The organism is Streptosporangium sp. NPDC004631 (assembly GCF_053601935.1).
Map to the genome: position 1 here is coordinate 26,285 of NZ_JBSGCR010000008.1, position 17,212 is coordinate 43,496.

Consider the following 17,212-nt stretch of genomic DNA (forward strand, 5'->3'; position numbering starts at 1 on the left):
CGTCGCGCGGCGCGCCGCCGTGAGTCGGCGCGCGCTTGGTGGGTGGTGGCCCGGCCTCCTCGCGCAGGAGACCGAGCCACCACCGCTCGACGCGGCGCTCGGGGAAGAGCCGCGGAGCGGGCACGCCTCCGCCAGGAGCGTGCGATCAGGAAATCTAAGCCGCGTCGAAGTGGCGTGCCGGACGCGACTCCTCACGCCAGCGGGCCCGCTCCTCAGGGGTTTCCAGCACTCTCAGGCCGAGGTTCTTCATCGCGTCGATCGTCGACAGGTCCCAGTAGTCGTAGTAGACCTTCCGGCCAACCGTGCCGACCTTGCAAGCGTTGTAGCGGGAGGGCCAGTCGCGGACCGTTGACCACGGCCGGCGCATCCTCGCCGCGGCGTCGGCGAGGGCGATTGGATCCACCTGGTCCTGCATGCCGGGAGCACCTCCCGGACAGCAGAAAGCCCCCGGCACCTGAGGTGTCCGAGGGCGTGCAAGATCAAGCTTCGATACGAAGTGTCGCAAACGCTCGCGCGTTGCGCAAGTTACGGCTCGCCGAAACAGTTCAGGGCCGGTCGGCTGACCGCCAGCCACTCCGCGACGGTCAACCCTAAAGCCTCTTTCGGCACGTCAATCGGCAATACGAAGGGGACGACGAGGAAGCCGCCGTTGGCGCGTGGCATCACGTCGGCGACATCGCCGAGCAGAGGAGGGGAGGTGGACACAATGACACCATTCTCCCTCCCTCTGTCGGCGGTTGGAACCGGGTCAGCCCTTGTAGTTGAAGACCTGACGCAGCGTGTGCTGCACAGTGACCAGGTCTTTCTGGTCGCGCATGACCTGGTCCACGTCCTTGTACGCCTCGGGGTGCTCGTCCACCAGGGCGCCTGCACGGTCGGCGTTCCATGTGCGGTCGCCCATCGCCTCGGTGAGTGAGGCGGCGGTGAGTTCGCGGCGGGCCTGTGTGCGGGACATGCGCCGGCCCGCGCCGTGAGAACACGAGTTGTAGGAGGCGGGATTGCCCAGGCCGGTCACGATGTACGAGCGGGTGCCCATCGAGCCTGGGATCACGCCCTCGTCTCCGCTGGCGGCCTTGATGGCCCCCTTGCGGGTGATCCACACGTCGCGGCCGTGGTGGAGTTCCAGCTGGGTGAAGTTGTGGTGGGCGTTGATCGTGCGAACAGCCTCCCCGCGGCCGACAACCTCGAATAGCGATGCGGCCAGGACCTCGGACATCCGTGCCCGTGAGGCCATGGCGTAGCGCTGCGCCCACAGCATGTCCTCGATGTAGGCGGTGAACTCCGGGATGCCCTGCACGAGGTAGGCCAGGTCCGGGTCCTCCAGGCTGATGAAGTAGCGCTTCATCAGTTTCTTGGCCTCACCGATGTGGCGGGTGGCCAGCTGGTTGCCAATGCCGCGCGACCCTGAGTGCAGCACCGTCCAGACCCGGTCGTTCTCGTCGAGGCAGACCTCGACGAAGTGGTTGCCGGACCCGAGAGTGGCGAACTGGGCGAGTGCCGTGTTCTCCTGCTTGCCCGTCAGGCAGGTGTGAGGTGTGCCGACCTGGCCGAGGAAGGCGTCCGCGCGGGGGTCGTCGTGGCCTTTGCCGACGCCGGCGGGGATGCGCTGTTCGATGAGCGGCATCAGTGCGGCCAGCGTGTCGGGGAGATCGTCTGCGGTGAGGGTGGTCTCGGTGGCGACCATGCCGCAGCCGATGTCCACCCCGACCGCGGAGGGGATGATCGCTCCCCTGGTGGGGATGACGGAGCCGACCGTGGCGCCCATACCGACGTGGGCGTCGGGCATGAGGGCGACGTGGCCTTCGACGAATGGGAGGCGGGCTGCGCGGGCGGCTTGCTCGATCGTCTCGGGCTCGATGTCGCTGGCCCAGGAGATGAGGTTGGGTGCTACCTGCTTCGGCATGGGGGTCTCCGATCTGGTGGGTTGGATGCCGTGCGCCGCGGTGGCGGCGTAGGCCGACCCAGGGGCGGGTCGTATTGGTTTTGGCCGTTAGGCTCGGCGGGCCGTGATGTCGTCGCACGGCCCGGGAACGGCGAGGCTGCGTCGGCGCACCCCGGCTCTGCGGATCATGTCCCCGGTTTCGGTGACCAGGTCCCGGTACTCCTGCATGGTGTATTCGGTTCCGCACCGGCGGCACCTGGCGCCGTCGAACTCGCCTTGACCGTTCAGGACCTCGAAGAGCTGCTTGTAGCCGCACGGGCGCCGGCACGGAGTGGGCAGATGACGGGCGGGCAGGTTCGTCTCCCCCACCTGGCGGCGGCACCGGTAGCGGAGCTGGAGGATTTCCAGGCCGGCGCGCGCGCCGTCGAGGTGGAGGAGGACGTCTGCGTACTCCGCGGATCGGTGAACCAGGCCGGTGGTACCGGGCGGTAGATCAGCGGCTTCGTGCAGCGACACGGCGCGCATCATGGGCTGCTCTTCAAGGGCCAGGAGGACGTCGATGTGGACGGCCAGCACGGAGCAGGCGTTCTTGACCACGTCATAGGAGACGAGCCTCTGAGACGCGCTGGTGTCCGGGACGCGGAGGCGGGCGACCACCGCCACACGCTCCCACCAGGAGACGACCACGGCGACCATGTCGCGCAGCAGCTCGTCCGCGGCGAGAGACAAGGGAACGGGCGCGGATTTGGAGAGCGTCACCTTCGGACCGGCGGACTGGCCGCGCTGGCCGAGGGTGGTGTGGACGCGCCCCCAGTAGGCGGGCAGTTCCCGGATGGCCCGCTCGATGATGCCGCGGCAGGCGTCGCAGAAGGCTCGGGGGGTGGGGGCGCCCACCCGAATGGTTTTGCCGTCTGCGGTCTCAAGCCGCGGGTCTGCGCAGCGTTCAGCGCGGGCGCACTCCCTAAGGCCCTCGCTGTTCCAGTGGCCGTCGTCGGCGTTCGGGTCTGAGTGGGTCCAGTAGCGGGTCACGGCAGCCTCCCCGGGGTCGTACTCTTTGGGAAGCGGCGTGGTCAGCGCGGCGTGCGATGTTGGTGGGGCGGCTCTCCGTTGGGGCGGGGAGCCGCTTTCGTTGTCTAGCGCTGCGGGCCGCTGAGATCTTCCCGGCCCTGCTCGGTGAGCCAGGAGCCGACGTCTACGCAGTCGGCGGGCGACAGCCGCACCGCCAGGGCGATCAGGTACGCCTCGCCGGAGCGCGGGCCGCGGTGGAGTTCGACACCGGGCACGCGCGGGTGGGTGAGGATGAGCGAGGTGGAGGACATGATCCGCTTATCCTCCCAGGGCAAAGGCGCGCCCAGTGCTGGGGTTACCCCTGCTTGGGTTCGTCGACGGGCACCTCAAGATGCACGGTCCACGGGGCGTCGTCTTCGTGGACGCACTGCAGGGCGAGCCGTACCTTCGCTTCCTCGTACCGCTGACGCCACCCTGCGGCATCAGCCCACCGGGGACTCGGGGTGCGCTCCAACGCGAACGGGCGGCCGTCGCCGACGAGCAGGGTAAACGGGCTGATCGTCCGGCCGTCCTGCGAGCCGCCGTCCACTCCGTGCACGAATCGGTACGGCCCCCAGATTTGCACGTCGAGCTGTTCCTGGGTGGGGCCGCCGGCGAGGGTGGATTCACGGTCGGGCCAGTCATCTCGGATCGTGGCGGTGATGGTGAGTTTGTGGAGTGCGGGAGGTCCGGTGAAGCGGATTCGGAGCTCGGCACGGGTGTCGCTGGCGTGGTCGCCCATCCGGGCGCGGGCACATGTGACCTCGAATTGGGGGTTCATGTCGGCGTGCCAGCGGCGGGCTTCGATCGCAGTGAGGGCGGCGGTGGCTTTTTTGGTGAGGTGGGCCGTGCGCCATGCACCGAAGGCGGCGCTGGCGGAAAGCAGCGCAGCGAAGGCGGCCCAGGCGTCGGCAGACAGAGAGCATAGCCAGGTCCAGACGGTCTGGGGCCAGGTCAGGATGGAGCTCACGCTTTGGCCTCAATGGCCCAGGTGTGGCTGTACGCCTTGACCAGCCACTGGTCGGCCCGGTCGCGGCCAGGATGTTCGGGCAGGACGGAGGTGGCGATCAGCTTTTCCAGGCGGGTCTCAAGGTCGGAGGCGATGGCGAGCGCTTCCTCCTTGCTGTGCTTGCCTTGGCGGATGTCGACGATCAGGGACCGCCACGGTTCGGGCATCGGCAGGGAGATCGTGCCGGTCTCCAGCAGTTCGACGCCCTGCACGCCGAGACGGATCATGTGGCCGGCGAACTTGGTGTCGAACCCGTGCAGGGCGATCAGTTCGGGCCGGTTGGTGTGTTTGCCGTTGGGGTGGGCGATCATACGGTCGCGCTGGGATCGCAGGTAGCCGAGGAATCGGTGGCCCGCCTGACGGGACAGGATGAAGCCGGGCCCGGCGTCGAGGAGTTCACGGCCGAGGTCGGTGATGGTGACGATCTCGGAGGCGGGGACGAACAGCGACAACAAGACGGTGGGGTTGCCGTCGAGGGCGAGCCGCATCCATTTGCGGAGGCTGTAGACGGTCAGGTCGAGGTCACCGTGGCCGGACCGCACCCCTTCGGGCTGGGTGCGGTACACGTACTGGTCGAATCTGCGCAGCCCGATGACGTAGGGGGCGGGTTCTACGCAGATGCCCATCTCGTCGCGGTCGTCGGTGCCGGCGATCGCGGTGCCGTGCAGCCCGGAGCCGACTTGGCAGCGGAAGATGGTGTGTTTGTCGGCGATTTCCTGGAGTTCGGGTGTGCTGTGTTTCATCCAGCCGTGCGAGGTCATGGAGGTCAGTGTGCCTGCTGGCCGGGTGAGGGGGTCAGTAATTTCCTTCGGCGACCTGGAGCACAGTCAGGCCGAGGGAGCGCCACATGCGGACGACGTTCGCCCTGTCGTCGATGACTCCAGCAATGTCCCGGCCCGCGAAATGCTGTCGGTAGATGTCGCGTTTCACCTGCACGTCGGGCCGGTTGTCTTTGTCGGCGCGCATCCATAGGCCCTCGGCGTCGTCCCAGCGGCCGACGTTGGCGCATAGCCACATTTCGGTTTGGCGGCGGCACTGCTCTTTGCGGCCGGACACGTAGGCGACGGGGTGGCCGGCGAGGATGAGAGCTTGGACGACGGCGACGACCGGAGGGTTCGGCAGGTCTTCGCCGACCCGGTGCCAGTCGTACGGGCCGCGATCGCCTCGGAGGGCGAGGGTGCCGTCGAGGTCGACGAGCCACAGCGGGTTGCTCAACGCTCCTCCTCGGTGAGGGAGGTCACGGCCGGACCTCGTAGACCTCAGCCACGGCGCCATCCTCGCGGCTCTCGAACCGCCCGGCTGGTACGGCTACCGCGCCGCCGAGTCGCGCCACCATCTCGCCGTCATCATCAGGGCCGATGCTCATCTCGGCTCGGTCGAACCATCGGCCGTTCAACCGGTCCGGCAGAAAGCCGTCTGGTAGATCTGCCGATGGACGGATCACGATGTAGTCGGGCTTGCTCAAGCGTCCTCCTCGGTGATGCCGTACGCCTGCGCAAGGTAGCGGACGAACCCACAAGGGCTTGCCTCGTAGTCCAGTTCGTCGTGGCCGTATTCGTTGCCGTCGCTGTCGCTGCCTTCGTCGACCCAGTGGGCGCCGGTGACGCAGACGGGGCAGTTTCCAGAGTTCGGCCTGGGGGTGTGGCGGGCCAGTTCGGTGAGGTCTGCCTGGCAACGGCGGCGGACGACGCTCGGCTGGTTGTCCACGATGTGCGCCTGGTCCTCCTCTTGGTGGACCCAGTCGACGATCACGTTCGTGGGGTGCCCGACGTAGATGTTGCCTTCTGGGATCCACTCGCCTTGGGTGGCTGCTTCGGCTACGGCTCGGCGTTCCTCAATCGCGGCGCGGAGCCGGGTGACCAGATCTTCGCTCACGGCTTCCACTCCTCCCGGTAGTCCTTGTGGTCGGCGTGTACGGCGACCTCGGCCTTCACGAGCCCTTCGAGTACGGGCAGCATCGCCGTGAGGTAGTCCTCCTCGCGGCGCAGCGCCCGGAGACGGACATCCGGGAAGCCGGCCCCAGCCCATACGCCGGTCTGCTCCTGATGTGCGAGGTCGGCGGCGAGGTCGGCTTTGGCGGCGTCGTTGGCGGCCTTGGACCGCAGGACCCGCTCGTACTGCTCCAGCAGCCGCCGCTTTGCCGCGACCTCGGCCAGCACGCGGGCCGGGTCATGGCGGGCGATGTGGGCGACCGTGGCGCGGAGCTGGTTACCGCTGAGCGCGAACCCGTCCGCAACTGTGATCCCATCTACGGCTAGGACCTCGTCACTTTCGGCATTTTCAGACCATGGGCCTGGAGATGCAGCGAGCGCCCACCGTTCGTCCTCGTCGAGGCGGGCACGGAAGAACGCGATCAGGTCGCTCATGGCTTCCACTTCTCCCGGTAGCCAGGGCGGTCGACGCATGGCAGGGCGAGGAGGCGGAGTGTCTCGCAGCCTGAGGTCGGGTCGTCGGTTGCCCAGCCGCACACAGCGCAGTCCACCTCATAGACGTCAGGGAGTTGCTCCCCGGTCAACTGGTTGAATCGGGCCGGGTCCTTTGCGACTTCGAGCTTATGTATCTCAATGATTCGCCGCTTGACCTCGATGTCGGCCTTGAGCCTGTCGCCGTGGACGCGGAGATATCCCTGCACGAAGGCGCCGCTCGTTAGGCGTTCGAGCTCTGCGGTTTCCTCGTCGTAGCAGTCGCGGAGGAACGCGACCAGGTCTTCCATACTGCTCATCTCCCGCGTAGACCGGCCGATAGAAGCCGGTCGAGGTTGCTTTCCAGGTATTGGCGTACGTATGCGCGTTCTTCCTCGGTGCTGAGCTGAGAGGCGAAGCCGTCGATGAGGAGCCGGTTGAAGTCGCCGGTCCAGCCGGGAAGCCGGACAAGGGGGCAGCGGTGCCCGGCGATGCTGCAAGTGCGGCAGGTCTCCTCGCCGTTGAACGTGAGTGAGTCGTGGGCGGCGCACAGGAAGACGGGGGCGGTGTGGGTGTGGGCGCACTCGATGACTGCGAGCCGGGCCGCCTCTTCCTGGCAGCGCTGGCCGGTGGTGGCCTGGAGCGCGCTGCAATTCAGCTGGAGAGTGAGGTTAGGTGGTGCGACGGTCCACACCATGGCATCCGGGGAGCCGTGCCAGGCAATGACGTCGTCGATCGCGGCCAGGGTGTCGTCAGGGGCGGCCATGGCGGGTCTCCTGGGCGGTGACGGCTTGCGCTATGGCGGGCGCGAGGGCGCGGGCGAGCCGGCCGAGCGCCGGACCACGCATCTCGGCGGGCGCCTGTTCGGCCCGGGCGAGGAGGTCGGGCAGTTCGGGGCGGCCGAGCGCGACGGCGGTCGGGGCGAGCAGCGCCACGACCCGGGCGGCGTCCACCTTGTCAGGCGAGGTGTGGTCCAGCTCGTCGAGCTCGCGGGCGACGTCGGAGAGGGTGCGGCCGGTGTCGGCGGCGAGCCGGGCGGCCAGGGCGGGCCCGATTGCGACGGCCTGCTCGCGGCTCAACGCTCCTCCAGCCAGGCGGTGAGGGCGTCCCGCAGTCTCCGGGCCTCCCCCTCGGGCAGGCGGGCGAAGGCGTCCTGCTTGTGGATCTCAGAGCCGATGCGGAGTTGCACGGTGTCGTTGACCGCGTCAGGGTCGTCTTTCACCGTCACCGGGTAGCCGTACAAGTCGATGAGTTCGGCGAGGGACTCGGAGTGGCGGTGGCGGTCGACTTCGGCGCGGGAGGCGTTGTACTGGTATTCGTTGCACTTGGCGCAGTAGGCGCAGTTTTGGCCGTTTTTGTTCTCGATGCGACCGCTGGTGCTACCGCATTTGCAAGGCTTGCGAAGGTCGAAGGCACGGGTTGGTGTGGGGTCGGGCATGGTCACCTCGGGGCTCCGGCGGGTGGGGGACGGCGGCCGAAAACAACTATCGCTTAACGCTTCTCCTCACGCTGTTTTCGGCTGCACTTCGAGCAGATTGCCATCCCGCATCCTGGCCCTCGACTGGGGTCGGGGATGTTCTTTCCGGCCTCATGCCCGCCGTACTCCCACCCGCACAACGGGCACGGCCGCCAGTAAAAGCCGTGCCTAACGGCATAGGCGTGGTGGAAGCGGCGATGGCGGTACGGCACCAGGCGCGCCCACCTGGAGTGGCGGGGGCCACTGCTCGCGGTCGCGGTAGGGGGCGTCTGGTGGATGTACCGGTACCAGACGCGGTCGAGAAGACCGGGCGGCTTCAACTCCAGCGATATTGAAACCCTTCGCCGGGTCATTGATTGTCCTCGGGGGTGAGTGCGTTGCGGACGATGCGGCGGGCGTCCTCGACCTCGGCGAGCGTTGGTCCAGGGCCGCCTGGCCGGAGTTCGGGTTGGGTGAGGCCGGGGCGAACAAGGACGGTGTCGCCGTAGAGGCGGCGGATCTCCTCGACCGGCTGGCCGGTCTCCTCGGCGACCAGTTCGGCTGCGTACGGCACCCATACGCCAGGCATGACCTTTACGTGCAGCGGTGAGGCCCGGTAAGCGGAGACGGCTTCCAGGACGTCCGCCTCACCCTGGCCGTCGCCACGGTCGCACCGTTCGACGGCGTGCCACACCTCGGCGAGGCGGTGGGCGCGGGCGTTCGCGGATTGCAGGTCGGCAATGACGGCGGCGGTTTCGGTTGCCGCTGCGGCAGCGTAAGGCAGTTCGGCGAGGCGGGCCGCCATCTGCTTGAGGTGGTCAGGGATGGGGATGAGGTCTTCCCACATGGCTTCTTCGCCCAAAGTCGGCATCAGCGGTCCTCCTTGGGGGTGGCTGCTGGTCGGGGCCAGGCGGCGAGGATCTCGATGCCGATGACACGTCCGTCGGCGTCCAGGTCCAGGTTGACCGTCGCGTCCACCTCGACGGTGCGAGCCACTCCCCCAGGCGGGATCGGGCCGTGCAGGTAGACGTAGGTGGCTCCTGCCTGCGGGTCGTAGGTGTAGGAGGCGGGTTTTCGCTCCAAGGTCATGGCTGCTCCTCAGTGTTCTGCGTGCATTCCACCGCCCGGTCGTGGCCTGCGGGGAGACGGCAGCAGGTGTAGGGGTCCGGCGGGTTGAGTAGGACTCCGCACACGCTGGGAGGGGAGGCGACGGGCGAGTGGTCGCGGGTGTGCCCTTCGGGTTCGCGGCACCATTGGGACTTGTCGCGCGGGCTTACGGCGCCGCATTCGCCGGGGCGGGCGTCGTGGTGCTTCCGTGCCCGCTCGTAGCGTTTCCGGGCCTCGCTGGCGGCGTACAGGAACTCCTCCCGGTCTCGGGTGAAGTACTCCAGGACAAGGACTTTCTCCTCGGGGCTCATCTCGTCGATGAGTCCCGACAGGTGGTCAGGCACTTCTGTTCCTCTGTCCTGCTCATGGAAGGGGCACGCCGGGGAAAAGGCGGGGCAGTCGCCCTGGCCGACACGGCGGGCGATCTGGGCCGCCCAGTCGGCGTCGTCGAGGAACCCGCCCCGCTCGACCTTCGGGCGAACTTCCCCGTTGTCCGGATAACCGCCGATGACGCGCTCGATCTCGGCGGCAATCTCCTTGGCGACCTTGCGGCGCTCCTCCTCGCGGATCAGCTTCGCTTCGTCGGTATACCAGAGCGCCCACCCTTCCTCGGCGAAGGAGAGACCCTCGGCTCGGCGGTCCTTCCACAGTTCGGCGTGCCGCCGCTGTACGGCTCTTTTCGCGGCACGTCGAGCGGCTTCGGCCTCACCAGGGCGGACGTAGCCATGTGCAGGCATCGCATTCTCCATTCGGGGTTGGGGGTCTGAGTGCTCTCTCCGTGGGCTAAGCGCTGATCGGCCAAGAGGTGCCAGTAGAGAGAGCTGGGCGGGTCAGTCGTTGACTCACCGAATGGGCCACCCGTGGGTGACCGCTCCCGGAGCGTGCCAGTGCACGTCGAGGGTAAGCGAGTGCCGGGTGTCATGCGGGTCGTCGCCGAGGTCGAGGAGACTCAACGAGGCCTCCCCATGCCGAGTTCTCGTTCCAGTTCGGCGATGCGCTGGGTCAGCTCGTAACTGGTGGGCGGGGCGGCTCCAGCGATCCGGCCGAGTAAAAAGCGGCCGAGGAGGTAGAACGGCCAGCCGGCCGCGATGAGAAGCGCGGAGCCCGCCTCCTCGCGGCGCCACTCCTCGATCTGACCGGGACGTTCCGCGAGCGACGGATACCGCTGAATGGAGTCGGCGACCGCGCGCGTAACGAAGAGCGGCGCGACCCTGCCGAGGCCGACGGCGAGGTAAACGACGATGCCGCCGATGACGATCATCGCGGTCATGACGTTTTCTCCGGGGTGCCGAGGGCGGTGCCGGCCGGGCGCAGGGCACGGCGCCCGCTGTACCAGGGCAACGCCAGCCCGTCATTAGCCCGCCGGGGCACGATGTGCAGGTGCAGGTGAAAAACGCTCTGCGTGGCCTCACGGCCCGCTGACGTGATGATGTTGCATGGCGGTACGGCCAGCTCCGAAGCGGCGCGCATGGCGACCGCCGACACGGCGGGATCCTCGGCCATGTCCGTGACGTGCCGCTTGGGGATCACGAGGACGTGGCCGGGGGCGACGGGGTTGAGGGGGACAAACGCGAGCGCGTCATCCCATTCGCGGACGACTGTCGCGGGGGAAGCCCCCGCGACGATCTGACAGAACACGCAGGATTCAGACATCGGGGGTCTCCTTCGGAAACGCGTCAAGGGCGGCGCGGGCGTCTTCGGTCCGGCATAGGCATGCGCTGCACGCCCGGAAGGCGCACCGGCGTCCCTGGATGCGGTGGGCGATCTGCTTGGCGGCCTCACGGCGGGCCTGCGACACGGTCTCGGCCAGCCACGCGGCGAATCCCTGGTCGGTGAACTCGATCCGCTCGGTACCGCCGGACCAGTACACCTCCGCGTGGCCGGCGGCGAGGGCGCGGGTCACAGCGGCCTGGACGGCGGCGTCGGGGATCTCAGGCATGCCCGCCTCGTTTCAGGAGGCTCGACAGCCCCATGCGGATAGCGGCGATCTGCATGCGGGCGAAAGCGTGAACAAGGCCACAGGGCTGATCGACCAGTGGCCGGCCGCATTCCGAACAGCGCATCTCGGGAGCGGTTGCGGTTTTCGGCGGGGTGGTGGGCTCAGCCGCGGGCTGGTCTGCCTCGGTGGTGCGGGCGGGGAGGTGTTCTCCCCGCTCGATGCGCTCGCACAGGATGCGGACGTCCTCGTACAGCGGGTCGTCGACGGCGGCGAAATGGCTGCGCACCATGCGGGCGATCGCGGCGCGCTCCTCGGCGCGGCCCTGCTCGGCGTCGGCTGGTTGCTGCCCGGGGGCGGCGATCGGCCAGGACCGACGGCACTGCGGGCAGAACACTCCCGTCAGGTCCCGCCCGGCGTCCGGCCGGGCCGTCTCGATGTGTTCGTAGTCGTGGCCGTGGGCTCGGCACTCCTGGCGGGCCAGCTCGGCGCGCGCCTCGTCGAGGGTGTAGGTGGTTTCAGGCACGGGCCTTGGGCTCCTTGGGGTAGGCGTTGCGGGCGAGCCATGCCGCCCATTCGAGGTCGGTGAGCGGCTGGCCCTGGTCGTTTACGGGGCGGGGGATGCCGTTGCCGGGGTGCTCGCCGACGACGTGCTCGATCAGGTCGGCGATGTCTTCTCCCGCGTCCTGCCGCCCCTGTCTCCGGTAGCGGGCGATGATGCGGCACTCGTCCATGTCGGCGGGGAGGCCACCGTTCAGGGCGCGTTCAGCGACGTCGCGGCGGGCCTGCGCGGCGATGAGCGGTGCGGCGGCTTTCAGCGCCACGGCCACGATGGCCGGCACATCGCCCTGACAAACGGCGCACCCGGCGTCGTGGACGTGGTCCTGGTGGGCGCTGCGCGGGGTGGTGTCCCAAGGGTGGGAGGCCACCGCGATGGCAGCCGCTTCAACGGCGGCGTCGGGGAGGTCAGGCAAGGTCGTATCCCTTCGGGCATTCACCGCGGCGGTGCAGGGTGCACGACACGGGGTGGGCGTAGACGCAGGTGTTCTCCTCGTGCGCGTACTGCGGCAGCTCGCCGTGGAGCCAGCCGACGCCAGGCGCCCAGTGGATGGGGCGGCGGCAGTTCCGGCACGCATCTTTGTGGGGTGTTTCCAGGTCAGGCTTGGTCTCAGGCATGGGTTCTCCTCAGTCCTCGGAACGGGCGGACCGTGAGGTCTCCGTCGGCGGTGCGGATCAGGACGGTGACGATCTCGCCGCGCAGCCGGTAGCGCTTCGGGGCGTCAGCCACGAGGGTCTCCTCCCTCGCTGAGGGCTTCGGCCACGGTGTGGCCGTTGAAGGTGGTCATGTGCGGTGCGGCTTCCCGGGCGAGGCGCAGCGCGGTTTCCCCGTCGTGGAGATGTTCGAGGCCGCGCGGCTCGACCCACGCGCCGGCAGCGGTGAGCTGCATATAGCCGTCATGCGCGGACCAGCGCCCGTCTCGGTGACGCTCCACGGCGATCTTGTAGTTCTTGTACTCCCGGTGCTCTTCAGGCAGGCACGACACCTCGTAGCGGGTGACGCGCACCCCAGGCTCAGGGATCTCAGACATGGGCGGGCCAATCTCTGTTCGCAACGTTCAGCAGGATCCGCGCGTGACACCAGTCGGTCTCGCGGGGTTCAGGGAGCGGACACCAGCAGGCCAGGTTCTTGCCTGCGAGTTCGCGTCGAATGTCGTCAAGGGACGGGTACCCCGCGCCGTAGCGGTCGTTGAGCAGGTCCCACTCGAAGAACTTCACGGCGAAGTACCGGGCTGTCTCCATGAGGGCGTAGGCGGGGCCACCGTGGCGGTCCATGGGGCTGCCGTGCACGCGATACATGGCGCCGCCCCGATCACCACGCTCGGGCGTGATGCGGATCGGGTTGCCGTACTTGCCGGGGCGTCCGACGTAGATCGCACCGTCCGGCATTTTCCAGCCTTTTACGCGCTTGCGCTGGATCCTCTTCGGCGCTTCCGCCGGCGGGGAGGCGGGGGAGGTCTCGTCGAGCAGGTCGGCGGGAATCATCATTGATGATCCTGCTTTCGTTGGGGTGTCCCGTCCGGAGACAGACCGGACGGGACAGCGGGCGGGATGGGTCAGGCGGACAGGAGGTCGAACAGCGGGAGCTCGACGACCTCGTAGGCCCGCAAGGTCCGCGGTACGGTTCCGGGCTCCGGAGCGGGTGCCGGCCGGGCGCCGGTGTGGTTGCACGGGCACACCCACCGGCACACCCGGTCGGCCAGCCACACCTGGGCGATGACCGTGGGCACGGGCCGCCTGCCCGGGGTGCGGTGCCGGTACGGGGCCGGGAGGCAGACGGGCAGGTGGGCCTGGTCGAGGATCACGGCCTCGCAGTCGAGGACCGGGCCGCCGGGCTGGCAGTGCTCGTGGTCGCCGCGCGTGCACTCGTGGCACCGGCCGCGGTGGCAGGCGCACGTCGTGTAGTGGCCGGGCCAGATCACGTCCTCGACCGCGCGCATCTGGGGCGTCCAGGCGTGCTGGCGCACCCACGCGGCGGCGTCGGGAGCCATCGGGGTCAAAATCGCCACCACCCGTCGTAGCCGTCCGGGATGGCGGGGTAGGCGTCGAGCATGGGCCGCAGCAGGTCGAGATGCTTTTGGATCATGCTCGGCCGCTGCATGCCCCAGTAGCGTTCGCCGTCCCATCGGCCGTCGCAGTCGCCGCCGTACCGGCCGTCGTCGTGGTGGGTGAGGAAGGCGGCGGCGTCGACGGGCCTTTCGCGCTGGGAGCCCCACAGGGTGCCGGTGCAGGCGGCGGTGACGCCGTTGCGGCGGCGGAACCAGACGGCACCGATGCGGCAGTCGTAGTAGGGGCCTGCCTGCCCGTGGCGCTCGGTGATGCGGAGGGTGGCCAGGTCGACGGCGTAGGGGCGGCGGGAGATCAGGAAGCGGGTTTCTCGGATCACAGGTGCTCCTGGGGTCGGGGTGCCCGCCCGGCGAGGTGGCCGGGCGGGCGGGAGCGGGCTACTCGGCGGGGGCGTCGACGAGGAGGTCGTTGTCGGCCCACACCTGGTGGACGCGGACGGTGGGGGTTTCTGTCACTGGGGTCTCTTTCTGGGAACTGGAATTCGGGTATTTGATCTTGATTCGCTTGTGAGTTCTGAAGTACAGGCCCGAGAGAGCCCTGAAATCCCCTCAGAAGCCTTGAAGCGCTGCCCCCTCAGCCGTGGACGCGAGAGCCGTCAGAGCCCGTCTCCGGCGACGCTAGACGGGCGGAAGAGGCCACAGAAGCGGAAGGGGCAGCGGGAACAGGCGTGTATGCGGCGCGCTCCTTGAGCACACGGATCTCGTCGACCGCCTTGAGCGGCGGGCGCTCAACGCAAACGTCGTGGTCGCCGGCCCAGCAGTCTTCGCACAGGTACCGGCTGCCGATCTTCATCCAGGAGGCGTACTCGCCGTCCTTGAACGCCTGCTTGATCTGCTCGCGGCTGGCCCAGTGGCCGGGCTCTTCGCACTCGTCGTCCAGCCAGGGGCCGTTGCAGCGGGAGCAGTGCAGGACCAGGACGGTGATGGGTTCGACGATCATTGCGGATCTCCTTCGTTGGTGATTTTGGTGGGGTTGGAGTCAGCCGATCCGGGCTCCACGCCGAGGACCCCATCCACGTCCGCGGTGAGGACGTCCTCGATCTCCCGGAACACCACCTCCGCCAGAGCGGACGGGGAGGCCGGCGGTTTCGGCGGGGTTGGGCGCAGACGCTCGGCTTCGAGGGCCTCCAGCCGCGCTACCAGTTCGGCGTTCACGGGATGTCCCCGATCCGCTCGGCGGCCTTGAGGGTCGCCGAGCCGTCGGCGCACGCCCGCTTCGCCGCGGCGAGGGCGTCGGCGTGCCGCTCCGGGTTGCCCACCACCCGCGGGCCGGGCCTTTGCGGATCCAGTGGCGGGGGAACGAGTTCTGCCGGGCGGGCGTCCGGGTCGACGACGAGACGCACCAGGCCGACGAGGGCCTGAGGCCAGGTCTGGCCCACCGCGTGCGCGTTGGCCAGGGCGGCCTGTACGTCGGCGGGCGCCCAGTCGGGGCGGACCGCGATGGCCAGGGCGATGAGCTCCGGGGTGGCCGCGACGATCAGCGGTTTGTCTTCGGTCTTGGTCATGCGCTTCTCCACGCGAGGGGATGGCATTGCTGGCAGCGGGCGACCGTGTCGTCGGCCAGCTCGATGAGGCGGGTCATCGGGTTGCAGTAGCCGCACCACTCGGGGGCGGCGCGCAGCGGAGACCGCCCGCCGGCGTCGGAGTCGACGGGTGGCAGGAAGTCCTGGGGGCGCTCGCGGATCGCCTTCGTGAGGTAGGCGAGGCGGTTCTTGACCGTGCGGCCGTCGAGGATCCCGGCCCGCACCCTGGCCGCCCACAGGACGCTGACCTCTCGCCCTGTCAGCTCCGCTAGGAGCTCGACTGTGGCGAGATCAATGGAGTCGTCGTCGTCCCCGGACCCGCGCGGGTTACGGCGTAGGACTGACTGACTACCTGTATCCGTCCCAGTCCCTTCGGGACTGGACGGGACGGGACGGGGGTTCAACGATTCGCGAAGCAAGTCCGAAGCATTTGCTTTACCGTTTGCTTTGGGTTTGCTTCGGGTCTTTCCGCTGGCCAGACCACCTTTACGGCCCGCTTCAGCGCGTTTGACTCGCGTGCTCTCGACGGCTTCACGGGTCGGGTTGCGTGTCGTTCCGTCGCTGTCCTCGTGCCACTGGTGGAACTGGTAGCCGCCCTTGCTCCTTCGCCACAACCCGGCGACGCACAACTCCTTCGCCAGCTCGACCTGACCTCGCGACAGCGACGGGATCATGTGGTCGGGGATGAAGCCATCGGTGAGATGGCCACTAGACCAAGATCCGGCCGCGGTCCACAGTCCGAGCGCCGCCAGCGAAGCAGCCATTGCCTTCGGGTGGGAGTGAAGCGAGTCGTCTACCTTGAACCACGTCATCAGACCCGCGCCCCCTTGCTAGCGTTGCAGGAGGTGCAGAGCACCTGGAGGTTGTCCGGATGGTCGGGGCCGCTCTTGCTCTTCGGGTGGACGTGGTCAAGCTCTAGGCCGCGATACAGCAGGCGCCCGTTCTTGGCGGGCACGGGGTCTCCCGGTTTCCACCCGCAACGGCGGCACTGGTTGCCATCACGCAGCAGCATCTCGGCGCGGACGCCACGAGGGGTGGCCGGTGGGGTAGCGGAAGCAAGGGCCATCAGGTCTGCCATGACCAGCGCGCGAAGCCGCTCGGAGTGGCAAGCGCCCAGGGCGTCCACCGCGGCGATGGCCCGGCGCGGCTGGCGGCCGATGTGCTCGAACTCGAAGAACGCCGGAATGTAGACCTCTTCGGTCTCGTCATCCACGACCAAGCGATCAGCCGCGACCAGGCTCCCAAGAGACTCGCGGACCTGATCGACGTTGAGGTCAGACGCCTGGTTACTCCAGCGGCGGGGACGAAGGATGATCAACCCTGCCGCGTCCAGCTCGGGCTGGGAGAGCAGGGCGAAGAACAACCACTGGTCTCTCGGCGAGAGCGCGACGAAAAACGGATCGCTCCAGATCTCGACCGGGATCCGCACCTCACGCTTTGCCACTTACGTTGCTCCCGTTGCGCTAGTAGTTCGTTTCGGTTCAGGACGGGGTCTGTCTTCGCATCAGCGGCTCGCCTTCCTGTTGAGGTAGGGCTTGTGTTCCTTCAGGAGCCGGTCTTCCATCTGGTAAGCCGACTCCCGGTCGACGCACGGGTAGGCAACCCAGCGCGCAAAGGACTTCTCTCGGGTGTGGCAGTCGATCCGGGTCTTGAACTTCTCGGTGCTGCCGACGTAGCAGGGCACGTTGTGGTCGTCGAAGAGGATGTAGACCACGCACTGGCCGTCGCGCGGGCGCTGATCTTGGGGCATGAGCGGGTTCTCCCCCGACCAGGCTCCGTCTGTGTTGGGTTCGTACCGCTTGAGTAGCCAGGCGGTTTTGGCCATCAGCGCGATCCGCGAGCTGTGGAGAGGGATGGATTCGTTCCACAGCTCGGAGAAACCGGGGCGGTGGACGTAGGCGCGCTTGCCGTTCTCGTCTTCTGCGCAGACCAGGTCCCGATAGCGGCGGTACAGCTCCCACAGGCCGTCCACGTCTAGTCGGCCGGTGCTGTGGTCCCGGCCTGCCCGATGGAGCACCTGCCGCTCGGCTTCAACTTGGGCGGCAACAAGCTTCGTGATCTTTCTCCCGATCAACTCGATGTGGAACAGCGTGTCCTCGTATGCCGCCAGGGGGGAGTTCTCAGTCGTTTCCACGGGGGACCTCTCGGTGTGCGCTCCAGACATCACATGATGACACGACATCATGATGTCACATCATGACTCAATATGCTGATCTGATATCGTGA

34 protein-coding genes are annotated in these 17,212 nt (G+C 68.1%); all 34 read right to left on the bottom strand.

Features of this window, described 5'->3' with window-relative positions; genetic code table 11:
* Positions 1 to 154: 154 nt before the first annotated feature.
* The 34 genes from ACWEF2_RS10540 to ACWEF2_RS10705 all read right to left on the bottom strand — a co-directional run bounded on the left by ACWEF2_RS10540 (position 155) and on the right by ACWEF2_RS10705 (position 17,120).
* Entirely contained in the window at positions 155 to 415 is a 261-nt protein-coding gene (locus tag ACWEF2_RS10540; RefSeq protein ID WP_453813898.1) for a hypothetical protein, read from the bottom strand.
* 110 nt (positions 416 to 525) lie between these two features.
* Complete coding sequence (locus tag ACWEF2_RS10545) at positions 526 to 705, bottom strand: hypothetical protein (protein ID WP_453813900.1); 180 nt, start codon at positions 703 to 705, stop codon at positions 526 to 528.
* A 43-nt stretch (positions 706 to 748) separates the two neighbouring features.
* Positions 749 to 1,903 (bottom strand): RtcB family protein, encoded by a 1,155-nt coding sequence (locus tag ACWEF2_RS10550; protein WP_453813902.1) that lies wholly within the window; start codon positions 1,901 to 1,903, stop codon positions 749 to 751.
* An 87-nt stretch (positions 1,904 to 1,990) separates the two neighbouring features.
* Entirely contained in the window at positions 1,991 to 2,911 is a 921-nt protein-coding gene (locus ACWEF2_RS10555) for a hypothetical protein (RefSeq protein ID WP_453813904.1), read from the bottom strand.
* 104 nt (positions 2,912 to 3,015) lie between these two features.
* Positions 3,016 to 3,201 carry a hypothetical protein gene (locus ACWEF2_RS10560; RefSeq protein ID WP_453813906.1) on the bottom strand — a complete coding sequence of 62 codons (186 nt, stop codon included), beginning with the start codon at positions 3,199 to 3,201 and terminating at the stop codon, positions 3,016 to 3,018.
* 44 nt (positions 3,202 to 3,245) lie between these two features.
* Positions 3,246 to 3,899: a hypothetical protein gene (locus tag ACWEF2_RS10565; protein WP_453813908.1), complete on the bottom strand. Its 654-nt coding sequence runs from the start codon at positions 3,897 to 3,899 to the stop codon at positions 3,246 to 3,248.
* Positions 3,896 to 4,681 (bottom strand): DNA polymerase beta superfamily protein, encoded by a 786-nt coding sequence (locus ACWEF2_RS10570; RefSeq protein WP_453813910.1) that lies wholly within the window; start codon positions 4,679 to 4,681, stop codon positions 3,896 to 3,898. Before ACWEF2_RS10570 ends, ACWEF2_RS10565 begins: the two co-directional genes overlap by 4 nt.
* Before the next feature lie 52 nt (positions 4,682 to 4,733).
* Positions 4,734 to 5,153, bottom strand: coding sequence for a phosphatase domain-containing protein (locus tag ACWEF2_RS10575; protein WP_453813912.1), 420 nt, complete (start codon positions 5,151 to 5,153; stop codon positions 4,734 to 4,736).
* 22 nt (positions 5,154 to 5,175) lie between these two features.
* The gene (locus tag ACWEF2_RS10580; protein WP_453813914.1) at positions 5,176 to 5,403 is read right to left on the bottom strand and encodes a hypothetical protein; all 228 of its coding nucleotides are present in this window, start codon (positions 5,401 to 5,403) and stop codon (positions 5,176 to 5,178) included.
* Positions 5,400 to 5,813, bottom strand: a complete 414-nt coding sequence (locus tag ACWEF2_RS10585; protein ID WP_453813916.1) for a DUF6221 family protein — start codon at positions 5,811 to 5,813, stop codon at positions 5,400 to 5,402. The genes ACWEF2_RS10580 and ACWEF2_RS10585 overlap by 4 nt, the downstream gene beginning before the upstream one ends.
* Entirely contained in the window at positions 5,810 to 6,304 is a 495-nt protein-coding gene (locus tag ACWEF2_RS10590) for a DUF6221 family protein (protein ID WP_453813918.1), read from the bottom strand. The genes ACWEF2_RS10585 and ACWEF2_RS10590 overlap by 4 nt, the downstream gene beginning before the upstream one ends.
* Complete coding sequence (locus tag ACWEF2_RS10595) at positions 6,301 to 6,651, bottom strand: DUF6221 family protein (protein ID WP_453813920.1); 351 nt, start codon at positions 6,649 to 6,651, stop codon at positions 6,301 to 6,303. Before ACWEF2_RS10595 ends, ACWEF2_RS10590 begins: the two co-directional genes overlap by 4 nt.
* Before the next feature lie 5 nt (positions 6,652 to 6,656).
* Positions 6,657 to 7,106: a hypothetical protein gene (locus ACWEF2_RS10600; protein WP_453813922.1), complete on the bottom strand. Its 450-nt coding sequence runs from the start codon at positions 7,104 to 7,106 to the stop codon at positions 6,657 to 6,659.
* Positions 7,093 to 7,419, bottom strand: a complete 327-nt coding sequence (locus ACWEF2_RS10605; protein ID WP_453813924.1) for a hypothetical protein — start codon at positions 7,417 to 7,419, stop codon at positions 7,093 to 7,095. The genes ACWEF2_RS10600 and ACWEF2_RS10605 overlap by 14 nt, the downstream gene beginning before the upstream one ends.
* The gene (locus tag ACWEF2_RS10610; protein ID WP_453813925.1) at positions 7,416 to 7,784 is read right to left on the bottom strand and encodes a hypothetical protein; all 369 of its coding nucleotides are present in this window, start codon (positions 7,782 to 7,784) and stop codon (positions 7,416 to 7,418) included. The genes ACWEF2_RS10605 and ACWEF2_RS10610 overlap by 4 nt, the downstream gene beginning before the upstream one ends.
* 382 nt (positions 7,785 to 8,166) lie before the next feature.
* Entirely contained in the window at positions 8,167 to 8,667 is a 501-nt protein-coding gene (locus tag ACWEF2_RS10615; RefSeq protein ID WP_453813927.1) for a hypothetical protein, read from the bottom strand.
* Entirely contained in the window at positions 8,667 to 8,885 is a 219-nt protein-coding gene (locus tag ACWEF2_RS10620) for a DUF2283 domain-containing protein (protein ID WP_453813929.1), read from the bottom strand. The genes ACWEF2_RS10615 and ACWEF2_RS10620 overlap by 1 nt, the downstream gene beginning before the upstream one ends.
* Positions 8,882 to 9,640 (bottom strand): hypothetical protein, encoded by a 759-nt coding sequence (locus ACWEF2_RS10625; RefSeq protein ID WP_453813930.1) that lies wholly within the window; start codon positions 9,638 to 9,640, stop codon positions 8,882 to 8,884. The genes ACWEF2_RS10620 and ACWEF2_RS10625 overlap by 4 nt, the downstream gene beginning before the upstream one ends.
* Positions 9,641 to 9,852: 212 nt before the next feature.
* Complete coding sequence (locus tag ACWEF2_RS10630; RefSeq protein ID WP_453813932.1) at positions 9,853 to 10,173, bottom strand: hypothetical protein; 321 nt, start codon at positions 10,171 to 10,173, stop codon at positions 9,853 to 9,855.
* Positions 10,170 to 10,556, bottom strand: a complete 387-nt coding sequence (locus ACWEF2_RS10635) for an HIT family protein (protein WP_453813933.1) — start codon at positions 10,554 to 10,556, stop codon at positions 10,170 to 10,172. Before ACWEF2_RS10635 ends, ACWEF2_RS10630 begins: the two co-directional genes overlap by 4 nt.
* A complete protein-coding gene (locus tag ACWEF2_RS10640) occupies positions 10,549 to 10,842 on the bottom strand; it encodes a hypothetical protein (RefSeq protein WP_453813935.1) in 294 nt (97 codons plus the stop codon). Before ACWEF2_RS10640 ends, ACWEF2_RS10635 begins: the two co-directional genes overlap by 8 nt.
* Positions 10,835 to 11,365, bottom strand: a complete 531-nt coding sequence (locus tag ACWEF2_RS10645) for a hypothetical protein (RefSeq protein WP_453813937.1) — start codon at positions 11,363 to 11,365, stop codon at positions 10,835 to 10,837. Before ACWEF2_RS10645 ends, ACWEF2_RS10640 begins: the two co-directional genes overlap by 8 nt.
* The gene (locus tag ACWEF2_RS10650; protein ID WP_453813938.1) at positions 11,358 to 11,813 is read right to left on the bottom strand and encodes a hypothetical protein; all 456 of its coding nucleotides are present in this window, start codon (positions 11,811 to 11,813) and stop codon (positions 11,358 to 11,360) included. Before ACWEF2_RS10650 ends, ACWEF2_RS10645 begins: the two co-directional genes overlap by 8 nt.
* The gene (locus ACWEF2_RS10655) at positions 11,806 to 12,015 is read right to left on the bottom strand and encodes a hypothetical protein (protein WP_453813940.1); all 210 of its coding nucleotides are present in this window, start codon (positions 12,013 to 12,015) and stop codon (positions 11,806 to 11,808) included. Before ACWEF2_RS10655 ends, ACWEF2_RS10650 begins: the two co-directional genes overlap by 8 nt.
* Positions 12,016 to 12,119: 104 nt before the next feature.
* Positions 12,120 to 12,428 carry a hypothetical protein gene (locus ACWEF2_RS10660; protein ID WP_453813942.1) on the bottom strand — a complete coding sequence of 103 codons (309 nt, stop codon included), beginning with the start codon at positions 12,426 to 12,428 and terminating at the stop codon, positions 12,120 to 12,122.
* Positions 12,421 to 12,885, bottom strand: a complete 465-nt coding sequence (locus tag ACWEF2_RS10665; RefSeq protein WP_453813943.1) for a DUF4326 domain-containing protein — start codon at positions 12,883 to 12,885, stop codon at positions 12,421 to 12,423. The genes ACWEF2_RS10660 and ACWEF2_RS10665 overlap by 8 nt, the downstream gene beginning before the upstream one ends.
* A 68-nt stretch (positions 12,886 to 12,953) precedes the next feature.
* A complete protein-coding gene (locus tag ACWEF2_RS10670) occupies positions 12,954 to 13,388 on the bottom strand; it encodes a DUF6248 family natural product biosynthesis protein (RefSeq protein WP_453814265.1) in 435 nt (144 codons plus the stop codon).
* Between the two features lie 5 nt (positions 13,389 to 13,393).
* Positions 13,394 to 13,783, bottom strand: a complete 390-nt coding sequence (locus ACWEF2_RS10675) for a hypothetical protein (protein WP_453813945.1) — start codon at positions 13,781 to 13,783, stop codon at positions 13,394 to 13,396.
* Between the two features lie 254 nt (positions 13,784 to 14,037).
* Positions 14,038 to 14,403: a hypothetical protein gene (locus tag ACWEF2_RS10680; RefSeq protein WP_453813947.1), complete on the bottom strand. Its 366-nt coding sequence runs from the start codon at positions 14,401 to 14,403 to the stop codon at positions 14,038 to 14,040.
* Complete coding sequence (locus ACWEF2_RS10685; protein WP_453813948.1) at positions 14,400 to 14,618, bottom strand: hypothetical protein; 219 nt, start codon at positions 14,616 to 14,618, stop codon at positions 14,400 to 14,402. The genes ACWEF2_RS10680 and ACWEF2_RS10685 overlap by 4 nt, the downstream gene beginning before the upstream one ends.
* Positions 14,615 to 14,968: a hypothetical protein gene (locus tag ACWEF2_RS10690; protein WP_453813950.1), complete on the bottom strand. Its 354-nt coding sequence runs from the start codon at positions 14,966 to 14,968 to the stop codon at positions 14,615 to 14,617. The genes ACWEF2_RS10685 and ACWEF2_RS10690 overlap by 4 nt, the downstream gene beginning before the upstream one ends.
* A complete protein-coding gene (locus ACWEF2_RS10695; RefSeq protein WP_453813952.1) occupies positions 14,965 to 15,798 on the bottom strand; it encodes a hypothetical protein in 834 nt (277 codons plus the stop codon). The genes ACWEF2_RS10690 and ACWEF2_RS10695 overlap by 4 nt, the downstream gene beginning before the upstream one ends.
* Positions 15,798 to 16,430, bottom strand: coding sequence for an HNH endonuclease (locus ACWEF2_RS10700; RefSeq protein WP_453813954.1), 633 nt, complete (start codon positions 16,428 to 16,430; stop codon positions 15,798 to 15,800). The genes ACWEF2_RS10695 and ACWEF2_RS10700 overlap by 1 nt, the downstream gene beginning before the upstream one ends.
* A 60-nt stretch (positions 16,431 to 16,490) precedes the next feature.
* Positions 16,491 to 17,120, bottom strand: a complete 630-nt coding sequence (locus ACWEF2_RS10705; protein WP_453813956.1) for a GIY-YIG nuclease family protein — start codon at positions 17,118 to 17,120, stop codon at positions 16,491 to 16,493.
* Between the last annotated feature and the right edge of the window lie 92 nt (positions 17,121 to 17,212).